The sequence below is a fragment of the Qipengyuania pacifica genome (assembly GCF_019711555.1).
In the GTDB taxonomy this organism is placed as follows: Bacteria; Pseudomonadota; Alphaproteobacteria; order Sphingomonadales; family Sphingomonadaceae; genus Qipengyuania; species Qipengyuania pacifica.
The window spans coordinates 127,903-148,619 of the sequence record NZ_JAIGNQ010000004.1 but is presented as its reverse complement, the minus strand read 5'-3'; the positions used below and the strand labels follow the sequence as shown (position 1 = coordinate 148,619).

Below are 20,717 nucleotides of genomic sequence, written 5' to 3'. Positions count from 1 at the left end.
CGTACGCATACGTTCCCCAGGCGACTTTAAGATTCGAAATGCATTGATCTTGAAGCACTTGAAGCAGGCGAAAAAGCCATTGCCGTCCCTCGGTGACGCACTAAACGCTCTTGAATCTGCGCCAATTGCCGCGGTCGAAGATGACTTCGCGTGCGCAATTATGGCCGGGAGCGCCTGTCACCCCGCCGCCGGGGTGGGTCCCCGCACCGCACATGTAGAGCCCCTTTACCGGTCCCCTGTAGGCCCCGTGACCCAACACCGGCCGCGCGGACCACAACTGGTCCAAACTCATGTGGCCGTGCATGATATCGCCTCCGACCAGCCCGAACTTCCTGTAGAGCCCTTTGGGACTAAGAACCTGTCGCCCCAGGATGGAGCCACGGAAGCCTGGTGCGACCGCCTCGACCGTATCGATTATGGTATCGGCTGCAGCATCCTCTTCATCGTCCCAATCGCGGCCATCGGGGAGTTCGGGCGCGAATTGCTGGCAAAACAGGCTCGCCACATGCTGGCCTGCCGGAGCAAGACTATCGTCGACCGTGCTGGGGATGAGCATTTCGACGATCGGTTTCTTGGACCAGCCCTCGGTCTTGGCATCGAGGAACGCCCTGTCCATGTAATCCAGTGTCGGGGCGAGAATGATACCCGACCGGTGGTGCTCACCCGGTTGAGGGAGCGCGGTAAACGTCGGTAACTCGCTCAGCGCCACATTTATGCGGAAGGTGCCGCCGCCCGCCTTGTACCCCCGCATACGGCGGCGGAAATCCTCGGACTGGTGGCTCTCGTCCAGCATTTTACCATAGAGGAGCTTGGGGCCGACATTGGCGATTACCCGCGCCGCCGCGATTTCCTCGCCGCTTTCGAGCCGTACACCTGCGACCTCATCGCCATCCACCAGAACTTCGGACACCGGCGCCTCCAGGCGAATGTCGACACCCGCCTGCCGGCACACCTTGGCCATGATCTGCGTGATCGTGCCCATACCTCCGATTACATGGCCCCAGGCACCCTTGTTGCCATTTACCTCGCCGAACACGTGATGAAGGAGGACATAGGCGCTGCCCGGCGTGTCGGGGGAGGCGTAGTTGCCAACTACGGCGTCAAAGCCGAACGCGGCCTTGACCGCTTCGCTCTCGAACCACTGGCCGAGAAAGCTCGACGCGGATTTCGTGAACAGATCGAGGATGTCGCGCTTGGCCGGGAGGTCGAGACGCGCCACGCCCCACCCTTGCGACGCCCCGGAAATCAGTGTGCGCAGGCCTTCGCCGACATTCGGCGGGCTCTTGAGCGCCAGGTCGCGGAGAACCGAAGCCACCCCTTCCAGCGCATCGTAATAGGCCGGGAGTGTATCGGCATCATGCTTGGAGAACTTGCGGAATTCGCCCTGTGTTCGTTCCAGCCCGCCGCCCAGTTTCAGATAGCCCCCGTCTTCCTGCGGAAGGAAATTGGAGATTGGACGCTCGATGACGGTGTAACCCTGCTCTTCCAGTCGCATGTCGCGAATGACTTTGGGCTGCAGCAGGCTGGCGGTGTAACTTGCTATGGAATTTCGGAAACCCGGGAGGAATTCCTCCGTAACGGCCGCACCGCCCACGACATCGCGCCGTTCGACAATGCGGACTTTCAGCCCCGCGCGGGCGAGATAGAATGCGCATACCAGCCCGTTATGGCCTGCTCCGATGATGACGGCGTCATATCTACTGGCCATGTGCGCTCTTCCGGTTCAGCCCCGGCCCCGGTACGACGGAACGCCCTGATCCGGTAGCCACAGAGCCTCGGGCGGAGCGCCGCTTTGCCAGAACACGTCGATCGGAATGCCACCGCGCGGATACCAATAACCGCCGATGCGCAGCCATTGCGGCTTCATTTCGTCGAACAGACGCTGGCCGATGCCGACCGTCACATCTTCGTGAAAACCGCAATGGTTGCGAAAACTCCCAAGGAACAGCTTGAGGCTTTTCGATTCCACGATTGTTTCGCCGGGTGCGTAATCGATAACGATATGTGCGAAATCGGGCTGTCCCGTCACCGGGCACAGTGATGTGAACTCGGGCGCCGCGAACCGCACGAGATAAAGCTGGCCTGCGCGCGGGTTCGCCACATAGTCGAGTTCCGCCTCGTCCGGAGAGGTGGGCAAGCCAGTACTGACGCCGAGGAATTTGGGAGAAGGTGTGTCGCTCATGCCGCGCTCCTGCCGTGATGCGCGAAAATGCGCAAGCCGGGGCTTGGAACTGTGCGCTTAAGTACCTATTCAGCGCGCCTCCGCACAGTGGCGGGTTTAATCCGCGAAACGAACCGCATGTATCTTCGTACCCGCATTTCCATTCTGGCGCTTGTCGCATCTTTACCGGCCTTGGCGCACGCCCAGTCGGTAAACGATTTTTCGTTGGAACCTGCGCCAAGTCCAAGCGCCACCCCGCAAGCACAGGGGCCTGCGGATACGCAGAGGGGCGTGGAGATCCGTCCGCGTGCCGTTAATACCCCGACACCGACACCAACCCCGTCCTCGGCGCCCGCGCCGTCGGTGCCGGTCCAGCTTTCCGAACCGCGGCCTGTTCCTACAAGACAGGCCCCGCAGGCAAGTCCTCTCCCAACCGTGACGCCCCGCACGGTGGAAACGGTAGATCCGCAAGCCGAAGCACAGCCGACCCCGTCGCCATCCGAGCCGGCGAGCGAGCCGAGCGCTACAATCTTATCGCCAGCCTCTCCGTCGCCGCAGCCGTTGCCGCCCGCACAACTGGCAACGAGTGATGACAATGGGGAAGACCTCCCCTGGTTGCCGATAGGCGGCATCGTAGCGCTGCTTACACTTCTCGGCGCAGGTTTTGTTATCTGGAACCGCCGCCGCGAAGCCGTCGTACCGGAAATCGAACGACCGCTGGTTGCCGAAGCGGGGTCCGTCGACGTGGTGCCGCTGGCGGATGCGTTGTCCGTACGGATCGAAAACGAAAAGCTCATCCGCAGCGCGGCCTTCGCCACGCTCAAATACCGGTTGACGCTGATCAATCGTACCAATGCTTCGCTAGCGGATGTCGTGATCGGCATAGACCTGGTTTCTGCTCATTCGGGTGCGCCGATGGAACAGCAGATCGCTACCAATGGCACGGTGCTCGAAAAACGCCACGAGGTTCCCCGGATCTCTCCGCGGCAAAGCGTCACCCTTACAGGGCAAGTGCAGCTCCCGCTCGCGCAGGCCCATGTCATCAGGCAGGGGCGCCACCCGCTACTGGTTCCGCTGATGCGGGTCAGGATAGACGGTCCGGGCGAGGGGGCCGTGCTCAAGACGTTCGTGGTCGGGCAGGGCATGCCGGATGGCGGCCGCGTGCAACCCTTCAGGCTTGATGAAGGCCCGCGCAGTTACGAACCGATTGCCCAGCGCGAGCTTGCCTGAGTCGACTTCGCTTCATCCGCACGCTAACCGGGCGACAATGCATAGTCTCGTCTCGACCCAATGGCTTGCCGAACAATCCGGCTCTCCCGACCTGGTGATACTCGACGCGTCGGCTCATTTACCCGACAGCCCGCGTAATTCGGCTGCGGATTTTTCGGAAGGTCACATCCCGGATGCGCGGTTTCTCGACCTGACCAGCTTTGTCGATACTGCATCACAGGTTCCCAAGGCGGTCCCTACGGCGGATCAGTTTGCCAGACGCCTGGGGCAGTTGGGGATCACCCCGTCGAGCCGCGTCGTGCTCTACGACGACAGCCAGATAAAAAGTGCAGCCCGCGCGTGGTTTATCTTTCGCCTCTATGGTTTCCGGAATGTCGCCATTCTGGATGGCGGGTTCTCGAGATGGAAACAGGAAGAACGGCCCATCGAGGCGGGCCGGGCAACTTACGAACAAACAGAATTCCCTACCCCCTCCATAGCTGGCGCCGTTCGCGGCAAGGATCAGATGCTCGCAAACGATAGTTCTCGCGCCGAACAGATCGTCGATGCGCGAGACGCGGCGCGCTTTGCGGGGGAAGAAGGCAGCGGTTCGGAAGGTCATATTCCCGGGGCGGCGAACCTGCACTTCGCCAAACTCTTCGCTGAAGACGGAACCTACCGGTCGCCCGACGACATAACTGCTTTGTTCGCGGAATCCGGCGTAGATCTGGATGGTCCGGTCACCACTTATTGCAACAGCGGCATGACCGCGTGCGTTCTCGCGTATGGTCTGCATCTGGCAGGAAAAGACGATGTCGCCCTTTACGACGGCAGTTGGCTCGAATGGGGTGAGGACGCCGATACGCCGAAGGAAAAAGGGGCGGCGCAGTAGCGATGGCTGGGGGAAATGACGACAGCTACGCGCGGTCGACGCGTCTTGTAACGGTTGGCCGCTCTGGCGACTTTGCCGACAATGTCGTCAATCCGCCGATTTGGCGCGCAAGTACCCACCTTTATGCAAATTGCGCCGACCTCAAGGCGCGAAAAGCTCGTAACGAAGACGGGCAATTCTTCTACGGCCGCCGCGGCGCGCCGACGCAGTGGGCTCTGGCACAGGCGTTGACTGCGCTGGAGCCTGGGGCGGCGGGAACGGTCCTGTACCCCAGTGGCCTTGCGGCTCTGGCGGGGGCACTATTGGCCGTTCTGCGCAGTCGAGACGTTTTGCTCGTCGCCGACAATGCCTACGAACCTACACGCAATACGGCGATGGGACTGCTCAAGACCTTCGGTGTGGAGCATCGTTTCTTCGACCCTCTCGATCTCGAGGCGTTCGAAGCGGCGTTTTGCGATCGCACACGGGCCGTGATGCTCGAAGTGCCCGGCAGTCTGACCATGGAAGTTTGTGACATCCCCGCACTTACGCGAATAGCGCGAGACAAGGGCGCGGTCAGTCTCATCGACAACACGTGGGCCACGTCGCTCGGCTTTGAGGCTCTTGGCCATGGTTGCGATATCGCCATCACCGCGCTGACCAAGCATGTGGGCGGACATTCCGACCTTATGATGGGCGCCGCATCTGCAGGGGAGCGATGGTATCGGCGCCTGCGCCTCGGTGCGCAGCAGTTGGGCCATGTCGTGTCCCCCGATGATGCTGCGCTGGCCCTTCGGGGGTTGCGCACCATGGGCGTGCGCCTCGAACAGCAGAGCAAGACCGCACTTGCGATTGCGCAATGGCTCGATGATCGCGACGAGGTCGCTCACGTCCTTTCGCCGATGCTACCGGGAGGGCCGGGGCATAACCTATGGCAGCGTGATTTTACAGGGGGCTGCGGCCTGTTCAGCTTCGTATTGAAGGGCCGAGACGATGCCGCCCGTTGCCGGTTGATCGATGCCCTGCAATTGTTCGGCATCGGCTACAGTTGGGGTGGTTTCGAAAGCCTGGCCTTGCCGTTCGATGTCGATCCAATCCGCAGCACCATGGCATGGCCGAAGGAAGGATGGGGGCTTGAGGACCGCTTCGCCATCCGGCTATCGATCGGTCTTGAAGACAAGGACGATTTGATTGCCGACCTCACCAAAGGTTTTGCGGCGATGAACGAAGGATAGACGTGCAGGGCGAAACCCCACCTAGCGATGGTGCGACACCCACCACGGCTCCCGTCGAACAGGCGTGGAGCCTTGCCGAGCCTGCTCAGGAGCAGGGCGGGCTGGACGCGGCCGACGGCGCGAGGGAAGCGCTGAGCTCGCGAAGCGAAACCGTGGAGTCTGTGGTCGATACGCTCGATGCCGTGGCCTTGTCGTTCGGAGAATTCAGAGTTTCTCTGTTCGATGTGCTGATGGTCAGTTCCGTCATCATCGGCGTTCTTGTATTCGCCTGGTTCGTCAGCAGGATGGCTCGACGCCTCGTCAGGCGGATGACGAGGCTGGACAACGCCCAGCAGTTGCTGGTCGAAAAGGTCGCCACGATCATCGTGTGGGCTATCGCCTTCTTCCTCGCGATCGATCTGCTTGGCATCGACCTCACCGCCCTGGCGGTGTTTTCCGGCGCTTTCGGCCTTGCGATCGGTTTCGGTCTGCAAAAGACCTTCGGCAATCTGATCGCGGGTATTATCCTGTTGATGGATCGATCGATCAAGCCGGGCGACGTGATCGCCGTGACGGACATGGCGGGCAATGAAAGCTTCGGGCAAATCCGCAAGATCGGCATCCGGGCCGTGTCGGTAACGACGCGCGACCAGCGCGAATATCTCATTCCGAACGAAAACCTGATGATCAATCAGGTCGAAAACTGGTCTTACTCGTCAAAGAATGTCCGTATGCAGGTGCCGGTTGGCGTCAGCTATGAAGCCGATATGAATCTTGCCGAAAAGCTGATGCTCGAAGCAGCCAAGAGCTGTGAACGGGTACTCAGCGCGCCGCCGCCCACAGTCTGGATGAAGGAATATGGCGACAGTTCGGTCAATTTCGTCATTCATTGCTGGATACAGGACCCGGAAGAAGGCGTCGGCAATGTGCGCAGTGTTGTGCTCAAGAAGCTGTGGTGGCTCTTCAAGGAACACGACATCGAAATCCCGTTCCCGCAGCGCGATCTGCATATCCGCTCCAGTGCCGATTTCGATCGTCTTATCGAAGTAATGGGGCAAGGCGCGATCGCGCCCACTCCGGCAAAAGAATAGATTGCCCCACGCACAGCGTCGGTTTCAAAATCTACCCTTCCTTGCCGCACACGCATTCTGATTGGCGCGAAAGGGCCCTAGTCCGCATCTTGCCACGATGGCTGATACCGGAACCATTTACCTTGTCGGCGCAGGGCCGGGCGACCCCGACCTGCTGACAATTCGCGCCGCGCGGTTGATCGAACGCGCCAAGATCATCGTGCACGATGGGCTCGTCGATCCGGCGATCATGGCGCTTGCGCGTGATGACGCGGAACTCATCTCGGTTGCGAAGCGCCGGTCTCATCATACTCTTCCTCAGGAAGCGATCAGCGACCTTCTGGTCCGCCTTGCGCGCTCCGGCGAGGACGTCGTGCGCCTGAAGGGGGGCGATCCCTTCATTTTCGGGCGCGGTGGCGAAGAGGTAGAGGTTGCCCGTGCGGCAGGTGTCCCGGTCGAAGTTGTGCCCGGTATCAGCGCTGCAAACGGCGCAGCCGCCGCATCGCAGATCGCGCTGACGCATCGCGACGCGTCGAGCATCGTGAGCTTCGTTGCGGGCCAGTGCAAAGGCTTGAAGGATCAGGATTGGGCAGGGCTGGCCGGTAAGGGCCGCACGCTAGTGATCTACATGGGCGTCAAAACTGCGCCGATGATCGCAGAAAAGCTGATGGAGGATGGCCTTGCTCCCGATATGCCCCTGGCCATCATCGAAAACGGTACTCGCCCGGAAATGCGCGTGTTGCGCGGCTTGCTTGCCGGCTTGCCCGATTTGGTCGAGAACGAGAATGTCGTGAGCCCTGCCCTGATCGTGATCGGGGAAGTGACGGCGCGCGACGACGTTGCGCTCGCGCTGGCAGCACAGGAGGCTGCGCGATGAGGCTCCTGACAGGAAACGATCTCAAGACCGGAGCGGTAACTTGGTGGACGGGTAAAGACTGGTCGATCCATATCGAAGAAGCCGTCGACGTGTCCGGCAACGAAGACGAGATCGCGCGCCGCGAAGAAGCCGCCCGCCGCGTGAATGTGCCATACGCCGTCGATGCCGAAATGCACGATGGCTCGCCGCGACCGTCGCACATCAAGGAGCGCGTTCGCGCACTTGGACCGACGGTCCGTCCCGACCTGACTCTCAAGCCTGCCGATCCGGAAATCGGCAACTGGGTGATCTGATGTATAAATATGACCAATACGATCAGGCGATGGTCGATGCCCGCGTCGAGGAATTCCGCGATCAGGCCCGCCGACGTCTAGAAGGGAAGCTGACCGAAGATCAGTTCAAGCCGCTCAGGCTGATGAATGGGCTCTATCTTCAGCTCCACGCCTATATGCTGCGCGTCGCCATCCCTTACGGCACGCTCGACAGCCACCAGATGCATGCACTTGCCGACATCTCGGACAAGTACGATCGCGGCTACGGCCATTTCACGACGCGCCAGAACATCCAGTACAACTGGATCAGGCTGGAGGACGCAGCCGACATCCTGGCCGACCTTGCCAAGGTGGAGATGCATGCGATCCAGACCAGCGGCAATTGCATCCGCAACATCAGTTCAGACCATTTCGCAGGAGCGGCGGCGGACGAGGTTGTCGATCCGCGCCCCTATGCGGAGCTGCTGCGTCAGTGGTCCAGTTTCCACCCTGAATTCAGCTACTTGCCGCGCAAGTTTAAAATTGCCGTCATCGCCAGCGAAAAAGATCGTGCGGCGATGCGGCTGCATGACATCGGCATCAACATCGTGAAGAACGATGCGGGCGAGCTGGGGGCTGCGTTCTATGTGGGCGGCGGCATGGGCCGTACGCCGATGATCGCGCCCTGCATCAATCCGTTCGTTCCGCTGGACCAGCTGGTGACATATTGTGAAGCCTGCTTAAGGGTTTACAACCGGTACGGGCGACGGGACAACAAGTACAAGGCCCGGATAAAGATCCTCGTTCACGAGCTGGGCGCGGAGGAATATACCCGCCAGGTCGAGGAAGAGTTCGTGCATCTGCTCAAGCAGGGCGTGGAGCCGCCGCATGACGAACTCATGCGGATCATACGTATGTTCGAGGCGCCGAACACCGACCAAACGGCACCGAACGATATCGACCGTTCGGATCCCGATTTCGCGCTGTGGGTGGATCGCAACACCGTGGCGCACAAGGCCAGCGGATATGTGTCTGCCGTCATCAGCCTCAAGCCGGTGGGCGGGATCCCCGGCGATGCCACGGCAAAGCAGATGCACCTGATGGCCGATCTGGCGAAGGAATACAGTTTCGACGAACTGCGCGTGATGCACACGCAGAACATCGTCCTGCCGCATGTTCGCAAGGCCGATCTGCATGCTTTGTGGACCGCGCTGGACCAAGCGGGGCTGGGCAGCCCGAACCTCGACACGGTCGAGGACATCATCGCCTGCCCCGGGCTCGACTACTGCAGCCTTGCCAATGCCCGTTCGATTCCCATCGCGCAGAGGATATCGGAGCGCTTCGCCGAAACCGGCAAGACCGGTACGCTGGGCGAACTGAAGCTGAAGATTTCCGGCTGCATCAATGCCTGCGGGCATCACCACGCGGGCCACATCGGCATCCTCGGCGTCGATCGGAAGGGCGTGGAGAATTACCAGCTCCTGCTCGGCGGTAGCGAAGCCGAGGATGTGAGCCTGGCCAAGATCACCGGCCCCGGTTTCGACGAGAATGGCATCGTCAACGCGGTTGAGACGGTCACCACGGTTTACGAACGCGAGCGTCAGGATGGCGAGCGCTTCGTGGACACCTATCGCCGCATCGGCATGAACCCTTTCAAGGAGGCGCTTTATGGCTGATACGTTGCGCTATCGCGAAGACGAGCCCGTCGATCACCCGGCGGTCACCGTCGATGCTTTTCTCGACCAGTCCAATGCATCGGCAGTCCGGATCGAACCGGGCGACGATGCCCGCGAACTGGTGCCCCATCTCGAGCGGCTGGCGCTGGTCGAGGTGAACTTTCCCGCTTTCGGAGACGGGCGCGGCTATTCCTCCGCCCGCATCCTGCGCGAGGCGGGTTATGACGGCGAACTGCGTGCCGTGGGCGATGTCCTGGTGGACCAGCTCGCCTATATGCGCCGCTGCGGCTTCGACGCATTCGAGCCGGACCAGCAGCTCGACATGGACGATGTGCAGGCTGCATTCGATCGCTGGCCGGATGTCTACCAGAAGGCTGCGGACACGCGGACGCCGATCTGGGCGAAACGGCACTCATGAACGAACTGCGCGCCATCGACCGTCTCGACACGGGGCCCCGCTTTACCGAGCAGGACGCCATTCGCCTCAACCGCATGTTTCGCGGGACGGAGACGGAAGAATGGCTGCGCGCGGTAATCGAGGGTAGCCTCGCTGGCGATACTGCGGTGGTTTCCAGCTTCGGGGCGGAGAGTGCCGTGCTTCTGCACCTCATTTCGCAGATCGACCCGAATGTGCCCGTGCTGTTTCTGGAAACGGGCAAGCACTTCCCCGAGACGCTGGCCTATCGGGACGAACTGACCGACCGGCTGGGGTTCAGGCGCATCGATCTCTATCCCGAACTCGCCGACCTGAAGACGCGTGACGAAAGCGGGCTCAGATGGTCGTACGACCCGGATGGCTGCTGCGAATTGCGCAAGGTCAGGCCGCTCGCCAAGGCGCTGGAAGAATACGATGCTAGTTTCACAGGCCGCAAGGCTTTCCAGTCGTCGACCCGCGCCAATCTGCCGCGTTTCGAAGTCGATACGTCCGATGCGCAGGGACGGCTGAAGATCAATCCGCTGATCGACTGGTCCGCCGACGACATCACCGCCTATTTCGAAAAGCACGATCTGCCACGCCACCCGCTGGTGGAGCGCGGCTTTCCCAGCATTGGCTGCATGCCGTGCACGCGGCCGGTAGCCGAAGGCGAGGACGCCCGTGCGGGACGCTGGTCCGGCTGGGACAAGGTCGAATGCGGTATCCACCGGCCCGGCGAGGAACCGTTCCTGTAAGGCAGCAAGTGGCGCCGACACGCAATTCGGCGCCACCCGTCAGACCAGGGCGCGGCGTTACATCCGTTCGACGGTCGCCGTTTCCCCATCGGCATTGGTCGATGTCCAGACGCCATCGGCGCCGACCGCTTCCGTGTTGCATTTCTCGGCGCCCGTATCGCCTTCCTCACGATATTGTTCGTCGACTGTCCAGCAATAGTCCTGGGGCGATTTCTGCACCCAGCGGCCGGTCTCGACCACGGTGCCATCCGCATCGGTCTGAACGTATGTGCCGTCGGGCTTGAGTTCTTCCGTGAAGACAACGCCGCCTTCGGTAGTGACACGGTAGGTTCCCGGCGCAGGCTGGCCGTCGGCGGCCATGACTTGCGCAGGTTGCGTTGCAGCAGCTTCGGGAGCTTGCGCGGCAGGTTCCTGTTCGGCAGGCTTTGAACAGCCGGCGAGCGCAGTCGCTGCGGCGAGCACAATCAGATATTTCATGTAATGATCCTCCGTTCGCGACCCGATGGCGAAGGCGGATGTTTCCGTTCACGAGTCGCGACCCGAAAGGGCCGGTATAGGCTGAAAGCCCGGCGTTGGGAAATATGGGCAGTATGCTCGTTGGAGGCTGGATCTGATCGGTAATGCGCAGTGACGAAGTGCTCATTCCGCCAGCGTGGCTGCAAATTGCCGCAATCCTCGCGCGCGCCGACGAGGCCGAGTGCTCCGTCATTCGCGACATAGCCGACGTCAGCGATGCAAGTCTTTCCAAAAATCTCTCGGGGAAGCAATGGCGGATTGGCGGCATTTCTCGATTTATGTCCAACGGCGATCATTCAGCTAACGACCCCATTGCGGTCATTGGTCACCCGCATGAGCTTGCCAGACGAGCCCCTGCCAAACTCCCCCTGAAGCCTTTTCAACAACGAAATCACGTTTCGGCATTCGACGTAGCTTGAGTCTCGACATTACAGCCTGTGATCTCAGGTTGTCAGGACTCGTATACGTTAGAATCTCGCTCGGCCGAACGCGTGCTACAGCGTCGAGCAAAGCTGCCTGCGCGCTCTCGGTCGCGTAGCCATAGCCCCAAGCGTTCACCACAAGACGCCAGCCGATTTCAAAATGCGCGCCTAGAGGATGGGCCTCATCTAGACGATGCACCACTCCGGTGTAGCCCAGAAAACTTCCGTCCCTATTCTCTATCGCCCAACGAGAAACTCCCTCTTCGATCCATCCACGGCGATAGCGGTCGAACTTGGCATCGCTCTCTTTGGGATCGATAGGCCCATTTTGATCCGCCATCACAACAGGGTCAGCATGCATGGCCGCGAAAGCCGCTCGGTGCTGTTCACCCCATAGAACCAGCCTCAGATTACGAGTTTTGATCATGAGCAGGATAATGACGCCAGGACTGTCCGCTTCCCACCCTAATTGCAGACCCTCCCGCGTGTTATGGGAGCGCCTGAAAGTCACCGTCCGCTAATTGTAGACGCACGATAAAAGCGGGCCGACTGCTTACGACCCCATTGCGGACATTGCCTGCTACTGTACAAACATCGCATAAAATGGACGAGACAGAACCCCTTGGCATGCGCCGCATGACGTTGGGCCTTGTTTTTGGCTCACTGGTCGGCTTGCTGTCTTATCTCGCGTTGGAAGCGGGAAGCGATCTGCTCATTCAACTCATAGCGCACCAATTCTTCGGCTTTGAATGGAGCGATCTCCATTTCTTCGAAACGATCTGGTTCTTGGCATTGTTTGGTGCGCCCATTGCCATCGTGATGGGCCTGCTTGTGGGCCTGCCCGTTTGGCAAGTAGCCGAGGCGCGGCCATTACGTTCCTGGAGAAGTGCATCCGCCTATGGCTCGATTGCAGGAGCTGTCATCGGACTGATCTTCTTGCTACTAGGACTGGCAATCGGTTTGCAGACTTTCTTGGACGATAGGTCCTCCTACAACAGTTGGTCTTATGGATACCAAGTGACGCGGGACGGATTGCCGACGGCATTTGGCTGGTTGATCCAGCTGAAAACACTGCTGTTCTACTGCGCGGCGGGCGCAATTGGTGGAATTGCTGCACGGTTTTTAGCTATCCCTCGCTAGGGTCCGCTTCCCACCCCAATGCATACCTTCCCAGCGGTTGTCGCAGCGCCTGAAAGCCGATTGTCCGATAATCGAGGACGCATGATAAAAGCGGTCCGGCTGCTACCGACCCAAAGCAGTCGGTCAGCAAAGCGCGCTCATCCCGGTCATCCATTGGCCATTAGAGGTTGCCCAATAGCGGACCTTCATGATGTTCGATCTCAGGTCTAGTTGAGGCGTGATCTGAGGCGAACCTAATTTTTCGATCAAGGCGCTGATCAAGCGTGTGCCGGATCGTAAGTCTACAGTGCCGCCTGCGAGAGTTACAACCTGGACGAAAATGGGTAAGCCTCCCGCTTCTAGTCTAGTAGGTGGCTCTGTATATGACCATCGCTTGCACCAACCGCGACGTTCGGCCCGCCCCCGACATAGTGGCCTAGGCCAATCAATACCGATCCGGAGGCAGAACCATAAACTTGCGGTCTTCTGAAGTCTCCGCGAATGGCCGAGAAGGGAATAGGGATGGCAGCCTCCGCGCCGCCGCTAAGGCCACCGAAGAAAACAAAAATCCGCCAAACCGAAACCTCATGGCGATATCGTAATTCTCGGTCCCGCACCGCGCCTTACTTCATCAATTTGCGGCATCCGAACTTTCTTTTGAAAAAATCGATCAAAAGATAAGCCAAGAATATGAGAGGACTATAAAGAATTATCATCGAAACGAGAAAGGCAATGTATTCTTCAGGATATTCAGGCCGACCGAACACGTAAGAGTCTACAAAGGCTCCACCATTCCAAGTAGATCCAAAAAATGCCCAAAAAAAACTCATTAAAAGAAGGGCGCAAAATATCATAAATTTAGCCAAATCTAATTACCCCCATGTTCACGCCGCCAGCGAGCTCCGATTTGGGCTTGGTTGTAAGTCTCTACCAAAAGAGACCACAGCCAATTAGTAAGTGAAAGCGCGCGTTTTAAACCCGCATTCTGCTAGCATCCCAATCAAAAAATTTCGATCGCATTTGCTCAAGAGTCACGTAGCAAAGATCGTGCGTCGTGCACGCAACGAAGCTGCTCACTGGACTATTCTGTAAACCTTTGTGTCCCCGGTTAGGCCGCCTCTGCCACAATCCGTCGCAATTGCCCGGCTGGTCTGAACCTGCGACAGATGTGCCAAGGTCCAGTCGGCCGAGCCCTCAGCGGCACCGTCGGCGCTCTCGGTGCAACAGCAGACGAACGTCCGCTTACCACCCCAAATGCGGACGTTGGCAGTAGTTGTCGCAGCGCTTCAAAGCCGAAAGTCCGATGATCGAGCAAGCACTTACAAGCAGTCCGGCTGCTCACGACCCCATATCGGACGGCCGGTCAAGGCTATTCCTCGACGCTATGTGGGCGATCAATTCCAGTTAGTTTTCTTCTGATCGATATAAGAGCGATGAAGAGGGAGAAACCGCAAAAGGGGAGCAACGCGTTGCGCAATCCAGTTACTGCTACCGATGGGGAACCGTTAAAGAGCGCCATAACGATTGTGAAAACGGCACCTAAAAACCACATCAATGATAGTGCGGCGGCCACTTTGAGCATGGCTGTTACTATTTTTTCTGACATTCGATTCCTCTCGTGTGCACGCTATCTGACTGCCATAAATAAGCAATGTCCGCTTTCCACCCCGACGCAGACCTTCCTGGCCATTCGCACAGCGCCTGAGAGCTGACCGTCCGATAATCGAGGAAGCGCGACAAAAGCGGACCGGTTGTTAACGACGCCCTTGCAGACATTGGGCTTGAGCGGTCGTGATATTTTCTCCATTATGCGACAGCCGAAAATAGAGTGGCAGGTTGGTAGCTCCTGCACCCACATCAGGGTTCTTCTCAGCCGCGGCGTTGACCCAACCTGTTTGGGGAGGCGCTGGCTGTTTTTTCGCGTCTCTCCGGCTCCTGCCGAGGAATCCTAAATGTCGCTTTTCTCTATCATTGCACTGGCGTCCGCCGCCTTGTTTGCCGGTGCGGCAAGTTATATCAGTCTGGTCGAACACCCGGCGCGCCTGTTGCTGGAAGACAAGCCGCTACTCACACAGTGGCAATCAAGCTACGCGAAAGCGCTACCGATACAGTCCGGCCTGGCTATTATCGGCGGTGTATGCGGAGTGGCGGCTTGGTATTTATCGACCCAATGGTTGTGGATCGCTGGAAGCATCGCACTTCTTGGTAACTGGCCGTTTACCATCATAGCAATCATGCCGACGAACAAACGACTTCAGGCCGTTCATCCAGAACAGGCAGGCCCTGACATTAGGGCTCAGCTTGTGTCCTGGGGGCGCCTTCACGATATAAGAAGCCTGCTCGGGCTGGCTTCGACAGTGCTTTTCGCGATAGCCTTGATGGCGACGATGTAGCGGCAGATCCCCACAGATCTTCGCCGGATCAGTCGCTGACGACAAGTCAGCCGAGAATTTGGCCGAAACCTGACAGTCCGAACCCCCAAAAAAGAGGGCCGATAGAGATAGTTGAGAAACCGCCGGAACCGGCCGTTGGCGGGCTGTCGCTGATGATGACGCCCCACAGGGCGGGGAAATGGTGCCGGCTAGAGGAGTCGAACCCCTGACCTGATGATTACAAATCAACTGCTCTACCAACTGAGCTAAGCCGGCGACCGGAGAGCGCCTTTCAAGCAAAGGCTTTCAAAAGTCCAGCCCCATTGCGACACATCAACCGGCTGTTTGCGAAGTATCGGCCACAGGTCGGCTCATACTGGCGCTGGGAATGCCTAGCGGTTAGAGCCAGCCCTGTTTTCGATACCACGCAGCGGTCGATGCGAGGCCTGCCTTGCCCGAGATGCGCGGCGACCAGACGGCTTCGGGCACCTTGCGGCTGGATCGTGCCACCCAATTGGGGTGGGTCATGTAGCCTACACGGTCGGCGGTGAGGCGGGCCTTGTCGCGGCGTATCAGGCGGTCGGCCCTCGCGGCGGTTTCGAGGACGGCGCGGGGCAGGTGCGGGGCGAAGACGCGGCGACCCACGGCGGCGCCGATCGCCTTTGCGAGTTCCTTGTGCGACCAGCCCCCTTCGCGGCCATCGTCGGGTTCGAATATCTGGCGGCGTACGAGGGCGGGCGGCGCATCGACCAAGGTCAGCAGCAAGCGAGCGAGGTCATCGACATGGATGATCGAACTGGCGCCCCCGGGTGGGAGCGGGACAAAGCCCATGCGCGCGCTGCGGAACATTTCGAAATAATCGACATCGCGCGGGCCGTAGACACCGGGCGGGCGGACGATCGTCCAGTCGAGGCCGCTGTTTTCGACCAGGCGCTCCGCTTTCGCCTTGGACGCACCATAGACCGAGAGGTCGGGCTCGCGGGCGGAAAGGGAGGATACGAAAATGAAGCGGCGGACCTTTTTCTCTTTCGCCGCGGCGATCAGCCGTTCGGTTCCGGTGACGTTGGCTTCTTCGAAATCGGCGGGATCGGGCGTGGTGGTAAGGCCGGCAACGTGAATGACGGCATCGGTACTGTCACACAGCCGCGCGAGAGCGGCGGGGTTGGACAGATCGCCTGCAATCCATTCAACGTGTTTGCGTTCAGCCTGCGGGCGGCGGGTAAGTGCGCGAACAGGCTCTTCGACCTGCGCTGCGACATTGATCACGGCTTGTCCGACAAAGCCGGTGGCGCCGGTAAGCGAAACGGTCATATTCGCACCATGTGATCGCGGTGAATGACGGCGGCGCGCGGGGCGTAGCCAAGCCTGTCGGCCTGCTGTTCTTCCCTGAGGCCCATGATCGTGCGGCATTCGGCCGACGTGTACTCGATCAGCCCCTGGCCAAGGCGTTCGCCTTGCGGACCGTGAACCGCGACCAGATCGCCGCGCCCGAATTCGCCTTCTATGTCGATGATGCCTGCAGCCAGAACACTTGCTCCGTTTTCGAGGGCCATCATGCAGCCTCTATCGATGGAGACGACGCCCGAGGGGGCAAGGCGACCGCCGAGCCAGGCCTTGCGCGCATTCGCATTCGCTTGCGGCAGGAAGATCGTCCCGGTGCCATTGTCGATGGCGCGGGCAAGGGGCGAGGGGTGGGTTCCATTGACGATCGCCAGGGCGATGCCAGCCCGTTCTGCAATGCGTGCCGCCTGCAGTTTGGCGGTCATTCCGCCGGAGCCGAGGCCGGATGTCGATGCGCCCGTGGCCATGGCGATGATTTCCGGCGTCACACCTTCCACCTGCGGCACGAGGGTGGCATCCGGTTCGCAGGGGTCGCGATCGAACAGGCCATCGACATCGGACAGCAGCACGACGGCATCGGCACCTGCTGCCTGGGCGACGCGGGCAGCGAGCCGGTCGTTATCGCCGAACCGGATTTCTTCCGTGGCGACGCTGTCGTTTTCGTTGACGACGGGGATGGCCCCTGCGTCGAGCAGGCGGGCGAGGGTAGCCGAAGCGTTGAGGTAGCGTCTGCGGTCTTCCAGATCGCCCAGCGTCACGAGCATTTGTGCCGCCGTGATCGTGTGCGCTTCCAGCGCATCGGACCACAGGCGGGCGAGTTCGACCTGACCGACAGAGGCGGAGGCCTGTGCATCGGCGAGACTGCCGCGTCCGCCCTTTGCCAGCCCGAGTTTCGCCGCGCCGAGGGCAATCGCGCCCGAGGAAACGACGATGATTTCGGTGTTCCGGCGCATATCCGCGATTTCGGCGGCCAGGGTCACCAGCCACTGTGTGCGCGGCTTTCCATCCTGCACGAGCAGAGCCGAGCCGACCTTGATGACAAGGCGGCGCGCGTTGCGCAGGTCTGCGAGGGCGGCAATGGTCATCGTCGACCGACTAGGCAAAGGTAGCGGCACGCGGAAGCCGGCTTCGCTTGGCGGGCCCGAAGCACGACTTCGCGCTCAGAGAGGCGACCATTCGGCCGTATCGTCTTCGTCTTCCACTTCTTCGGCGTGGGTTTCCGTCGACGTACGGTCGGGAAGATAGCCCAGCACGCCGTCGAGCAGTTCGGGAATCCCCGCGCCCGTAGCGCCGGAAATGGTGAAAACCTTGTCCGCGCCGGCGGCCAGCAGTTCTTCTGCAAAGCCCTGACCGAGTTCGTCGTCTGCCAGATCGAGCTTGTTCAGCGCCACGAGCTGCGGCTTGTCCGCAAGACCGCCGCCATAGGCTTCGAGTTCGGCATTGACCGTGCTGTAGGCTTCTGCCGGATCATCGCCCGAAATATCGATCAGGTGGATGAGCACGCGGCAGCGTTCGATATGGCCAAGGAACCGGTCCCCGATGCCAGCGCCATCGGCGGCGCCTTCGATCAGGCCCGGAATGTCGGCCAGCACGAATTCGCGGTTCTTGTGGGTCACGACGCCGAGCTTGGGGACCAAGGTGGTGAAGGCATAGTGCCCGACCTTGGCCTTGGCGTTGGAAACCTGGTTGATGAAAGTGCTTTTGCCCGCATTGGGCAGGCCCAGGAGGCCGACATCGGCGAGCAGCTTCAGCCGCAGCCACACCCACATTTCCTCGCCCGGAATGCCGGGCTGGTGCTGGCGCGGGGCGCGATTGGTGCTGGTTTTGTAGCTGGCATTGCCGCGCCCGCCCATACCGCCTTCGAGAAAGACGACCCGCTGGCCCACTTCGGTGAAATCGGCCAGCACCTCTTCCTTGTCTTCCGACAGGACCTGCGTGCCGACCGGCACCTCGATAACCAGATCCGGCGCCCCAGCGCCGGTCCGGTCCTTGCCCTGGCCATGATTGCCGCGCTTGGCCTTGAAGTGCTGCGAATAGCGAAAGTCGATCAGCGTGTTGAGGCCCTGAACGGCCACGAATACGATGTCGCCGCCCTTGCCACCGTTACCGCCGTCGGGGCCGCCGTATTCAACGTATTTTTCGCGCCGGAAACTGACGGCACCGGGGCCGCCGCCGCCGGACTTGAGGTAGATCTTGGCTTGGTCGAGGAAATGCATGCGCGCCCTCTAGCCGCTTTCTTCGCCATAGGCGAGGGCGCGCATGTCAGGTCGGGATCAATCGACGAAATCGTCGACCCGTTCGACGATGATGGCGGGAGCCATGCCACCGGCTGCACACATGGTCACGAGGCCATAGCGTTTGCCCTGGCGTTCCAATTCGTCGACCATCGTGCCGATGAGGATCGAACCGGTGGCACCGATCGGGTGACCGAGTGCGATGGAGCCGCCGTTCACATTGACCTTGTCCCAATCGAGATCGAGATCGCGAACGAATTTGGCTGCGACGACGGCAAAGGCTTCGTTGATTTCGTAAAGATCGATGTCGTCAGTCGTCAGGCCTGCCTTCGACAGGACCTTTTTCGCCGCCGGAACCGGGGCGTTGAGCATGAGCGTCGGATCGTCGCCCATATTGGCGGTGGCGACGATGCGCGCGCGGGGCTTGAGCCCATGCTTTTGCGCATAATCCTTGCTTGCCACGAGCACCGCTGCCGCGCCATCGACTACGCCTGAACTGTTGCCCGCGTGATGGAAGTGCTTGATATCGACGTCGGGATATTTGGCGTTGATCAGGCCGGAGAAAGTGGTGCCGGCCTTGTCGAGCGCGACGTTGGCGATCTTGGTGAAAGCGGGTTCCAGTTCGCCAAGACCTTCCATGGTGGTCTGCGGCCGAGGGAACTCCTCCTTGTCGAGAACGACATTGCCATCGTCGTCGGTTACCGGGACGAGCGACTTGTCGAAACGCCCTTCCTCGATAGCCTTGGCGGCGCGCTGCTGGCTGCGATATCCGACCTCGTCCAGTTCTTCGCGGCTGAAGCCTTCCATGGTGGCGATGGCATCGCCGCAAACACCCTGATGGCTTTGCGGATGTGTCCGCATGAGACGTTCGTTATAGCTGCCCATCATCGGCGGCTTGAGGCCAGCGGCCATCTTGTCCTTGGACATCTGTGCCGTGAGGCTCATCATCTCGGTGCCGCCCGCAACGACGCAGTCTTCCATCCCGCTCATCACCTGTGCCGCAGCGAGCGCCACACTGGTGATCCCGCCGCCGCAAAACCGGTCGAGCGTGGTGCCGGAGGACGTGACGTCATATCCGGCGTCGAGCGCTGCCATGCGGCCCAGATCGCCCGCCTGCATGCCATCCTGTGTGCTGACCGACCAGATCACGTCATCGACCGTGGAGGTGTCGAGATCGTTGCGATCCTTGATGGCTTTGAGGCAGGTGGCCGCAAGGTGCTGCGGATGCATGTGCGCCAGCGATCCCTTGCCCTGTTTACCGATCCCGCGCGGGGTCCGGACGGCATCGATGATGTAGGCTTCGGCCATGGCGTAAACTCCTCTCCACTTTTCGATTCTTGCGGCGAATGCCGGTTGACGTTTGCGTAAACGTGACGCAGCAAGGGCGCAAGACAAGTTTCGATTTGCAATGGGAGAGAGCGCGATGTCCGAGGAAGTCCTGACGAGCGAGGAGGACGGCATTCTGATCGTCACCATAAATCGTCCCGAGGCGAAGAACGCCATGACCAAGGCTGCGGCGGAAGGCATAGCCGCGGCCATGGACCGGCTCGACAGCGACGATAATCTGCGCGTCGGTATCCTGACCGGAGCCGGCGGAACATTCTGTTCGGGCATGGACCTGAAGGGTTTCCTGCGCGGGGAATCGCCCAGTATCGAAGGGCGTGGGTTCGGCGGCATCGTCCAGAAGCCACCGGAAAAGCCGCTGATCGCTGCGGTGGAAGGATATGCTCTGGCAGGCGGGCTGGAACTGATGATCGCATGCGATCTGGTAGTGGCCAATACGGGTGCCAAATTCGGCATCCCCGAAGTAAAACGTGGCCTGGTGGCTGCAGCGGGCGGGGTGATGATGCTGCCCGACCAGATCCCGGAACGGATCGCCATGGAATTGGCGCTGACCGGCGACTTCATCGATGCGGCCCGTGCGTATGAGCTTGGTCTCATCAACCGGATAACCGACGGCGAGGCACTTGCGGCGGCGAAGGAACTGGCCGCCAGCATCGTCGCCAACGGGCCGTTAGCCGTGCGTGTGTCCAAGCAGGTAATCAAGCAGTCGCGCGGCTGGCCCATGGATGAGCGCTATACGCGCCAGACCCAGCTTATTGCGCCCGTATTCATATCGGAAGATGCGCGCGAAGGGGCCGCTGCCTTCGCCGAAAAACGCGCGCCCAACTGGAAGGGCAAATAAGACCCTTCAGCGCGCCATAACAATATCCG

At 60.4% G+C, this 20,717-nt stretch carries 21 protein-coding genes and 1 tRNA gene; 12 read left to right on the top strand and 10 right to left on the bottom strand.

Annotated elements, in window-relative coordinates; genetic code table 11:
• Positions 1-100: 100 nt before the first annotated feature.
• Together K3177_RS13355 and queF are read right to left on the bottom strand one after the other, a co-directional pair.
• On the bottom strand, positions 101-1,708 hold the full coding sequence (locus tag K3177_RS13355) for a phytoene desaturase family protein (RefSeq protein WP_221598642.1): 1,608 nt from the start codon (positions 1,706-1,708) through the stop codon (positions 101-103).
• Between the two features lie 15 nt (positions 1,709-1,723).
• A complete protein-coding gene (queF, locus tag K3177_RS13350) occupies positions 1,724-2,182 on the bottom strand; it encodes a preQ(1) synthase (RefSeq protein ID WP_103024249.1) in 459 nt (152 codons plus the stop codon).
• A 414-nt stretch (positions 2,183-2,596) separates the two neighbouring features.
• Between queF and K3177_RS13345 the strand changes: the two genes are divergently transcribed.
• The 9 genes from K3177_RS13345 (at position 2,597) to K3177_RS13305 (ending at position 10,499) form a co-directional block, all read left to right on the top strand.
• On the top strand, positions 2,597-3,391 hold the full coding sequence (locus K3177_RS13345) for a hypothetical protein (protein ID WP_221598641.1): 795 nt from the start codon (positions 2,597-2,599) through the stop codon (positions 3,389-3,391).
• A gap of 37 nt (positions 3,392-3,428) precedes the next feature.
• Positions 3,429-4,262: a sulfurtransferase gene (locus tag K3177_RS13340; RefSeq protein ID WP_221598640.1), complete on the top strand. Its 834-nt coding sequence runs from the start codon at positions 3,429-3,431 to the stop codon at positions 4,260-4,262.
• 2 nt (positions 4,263-4,264) lie between these two features.
• On the top strand, positions 4,265-5,476 hold the full coding sequence (gene metC, locus K3177_RS13335; RefSeq protein ID WP_221598639.1) for a cystathionine beta-lyase: 1,212 nt from the start codon (positions 4,265-4,267) through the stop codon (positions 5,474-5,476).
• Between the two features lie 2 nt (positions 5,477-5,478).
• On the top strand, positions 5,479-6,546 hold the full coding sequence (locus tag K3177_RS13330) for a mechanosensitive ion channel family protein (protein WP_196847906.1): 1,068 nt from the start codon (positions 5,479-5,481) through the stop codon (positions 6,544-6,546).
• A gap of 97 nt (positions 6,547-6,643) precedes the next feature.
• Positions 6,644-7,402 (top strand): uroporphyrinogen-III C-methyltransferase, encoded by a 759-nt coding sequence (cobA, locus tag K3177_RS13325; RefSeq protein ID WP_221598638.1) that lies wholly within the window; start codon positions 6,644-6,646, stop codon positions 7,400-7,402.
• Entirely contained in the window at positions 7,399-7,695 is a 297-nt protein-coding gene (locus tag K3177_RS13320; protein ID WP_103024254.1) for a DUF2849 domain-containing protein, read from the top strand. Before cobA ends, K3177_RS13320 begins: the two co-directional genes overlap by 4 nt.
• Complete coding sequence (locus tag K3177_RS13315) at positions 7,695-9,329, top strand: nitrite/sulfite reductase (RefSeq protein WP_221598637.1); 1,635 nt, start codon at positions 7,695-7,697, stop codon at positions 9,327-9,329. Before K3177_RS13320 ends, K3177_RS13315 begins: the two co-directional genes overlap by 1 nt.
• Positions 9,322-9,747: a DUF934 domain-containing protein gene (locus K3177_RS13310; protein WP_103024256.1), complete on the top strand. Its 426-nt coding sequence runs from the start codon at positions 9,322-9,324 to the stop codon at positions 9,745-9,747. The genes K3177_RS13315 and K3177_RS13310 overlap by 8 nt, the downstream gene beginning before the upstream one ends.
• Positions 9,744-10,499: a phosphoadenylyl-sulfate reductase gene (locus K3177_RS13305; RefSeq protein ID WP_221598636.1), complete on the top strand. Its 756-nt coding sequence runs from the start codon at positions 9,744-9,746 to the stop codon at positions 10,497-10,499. The genes K3177_RS13310 and K3177_RS13305 overlap by 4 nt, the downstream gene beginning before the upstream one ends.
• Before the next feature lie 57 nt (positions 10,500-10,556).
• On the opposite strand, the gene K3177_RS13300 is transcribed toward K3177_RS13305, so the two are convergent.
• Positions 10,557-10,976, bottom strand: a complete 420-nt coding sequence (locus K3177_RS13300) for a hypothetical protein (protein WP_221598635.1) — start codon at positions 10,974-10,976, stop codon at positions 10,557-10,559.
• A 357-nt stretch (positions 10,977-11,333) separates the two neighbouring features.
• Positions 11,334-11,864 (bottom strand): GNAT family N-acetyltransferase, encoded by a 531-nt coding sequence (locus K3177_RS13295; RefSeq protein ID WP_221598634.1) that lies wholly within the window; start codon positions 11,862-11,864, stop codon positions 11,334-11,336.
• A gap of 176 nt (positions 11,865-12,040) precedes the next feature.
• On the opposite strand from K3177_RS13295, the gene K3177_RS13290 reads away from it, so the two are divergent.
• A complete protein-coding gene (locus tag K3177_RS13290) occupies positions 12,041-12,577 on the top strand; it encodes a hypothetical protein (RefSeq protein WP_221598633.1) in 537 nt (178 codons plus the stop codon).
• Positions 12,578-13,925: 1,348 nt separating this feature from the next.
• Here K3177_RS13290 and K3177_RS13285 read toward each other — a convergent pair.
• A complete protein-coding gene (locus K3177_RS13285) occupies positions 13,926-14,162 on the bottom strand; it encodes a hypothetical protein (RefSeq protein WP_221598632.1) in 237 nt (78 codons plus the stop codon).
• A 346-nt stretch (positions 14,163-14,508) separates the two neighbouring features.
• On the opposite strand from K3177_RS13285, the gene K3177_RS13280 reads away from it, so the two are divergent.
• Positions 14,509-14,949 carry an anthrone oxygenase family protein gene (locus K3177_RS13280; RefSeq protein WP_221598631.1) on the top strand — a complete coding sequence of 147 codons (441 nt, stop codon included), beginning with the start codon at positions 14,509-14,511 and terminating at the stop codon, positions 14,947-14,949.
• Between the two features lie 179 nt (positions 14,950-15,128).
• Here K3177_RS13280 and K3177_RS13275 read toward each other — a convergent pair.
• From K3177_RS13275 to K3177_RS13255, 5 genes are all read right to left on the bottom strand, one after another.
• A tRNA-Thr gene (locus tag K3177_RS13275) sits at positions 15,129-15,204 on the bottom strand.
• Between the two features lie 123 nt (positions 15,205-15,327).
• Entirely contained in the window at positions 15,328-16,239 is a 912-nt protein-coding gene (locus K3177_RS13270; RefSeq protein ID WP_221598630.1) for an NAD-dependent epimerase/dehydratase family protein, read from the bottom strand.
• The gene (proB, locus tag K3177_RS13265) at positions 16,236-17,354 is read right to left on the bottom strand and encodes a glutamate 5-kinase (RefSeq protein WP_221598629.1); all 1,119 of its coding nucleotides are present in this window, start codon (positions 17,352-17,354) and stop codon (positions 16,236-16,238) included. The genes K3177_RS13270 and proB overlap by 4 nt, the downstream gene beginning before the upstream one ends.
• A 75-nt stretch (positions 17,355-17,429) precedes the next feature.
• Positions 17,430-18,485, bottom strand: coding sequence for a GTPase ObgE (obgE, locus tag K3177_RS13260; protein ID WP_103024267.1), 1,056 nt, complete (start codon positions 18,483-18,485; stop codon positions 17,430-17,432).
• A 57-nt stretch (positions 18,486-18,542) separates the two neighbouring features.
• Complete coding sequence (locus tag K3177_RS13255) at positions 18,543-19,811, bottom strand: acetyl-CoA C-acetyltransferase (RefSeq protein WP_221598628.1); 1,269 nt, start codon at positions 19,809-19,811, stop codon at positions 18,543-18,545.
• 115 nt (positions 19,812-19,926) lie between these two features.
• On the opposite strand from K3177_RS13255, the gene K3177_RS13250 reads away from it, so the two are divergent.
• A complete protein-coding gene (locus K3177_RS13250; RefSeq protein WP_247714491.1) occupies positions 19,927-20,688 on the top strand; it encodes a crotonase/enoyl-CoA hydratase family protein in 762 nt (253 codons plus the stop codon).
• Positions 20,689-20,717: the final 29 nt, after the last annotated feature.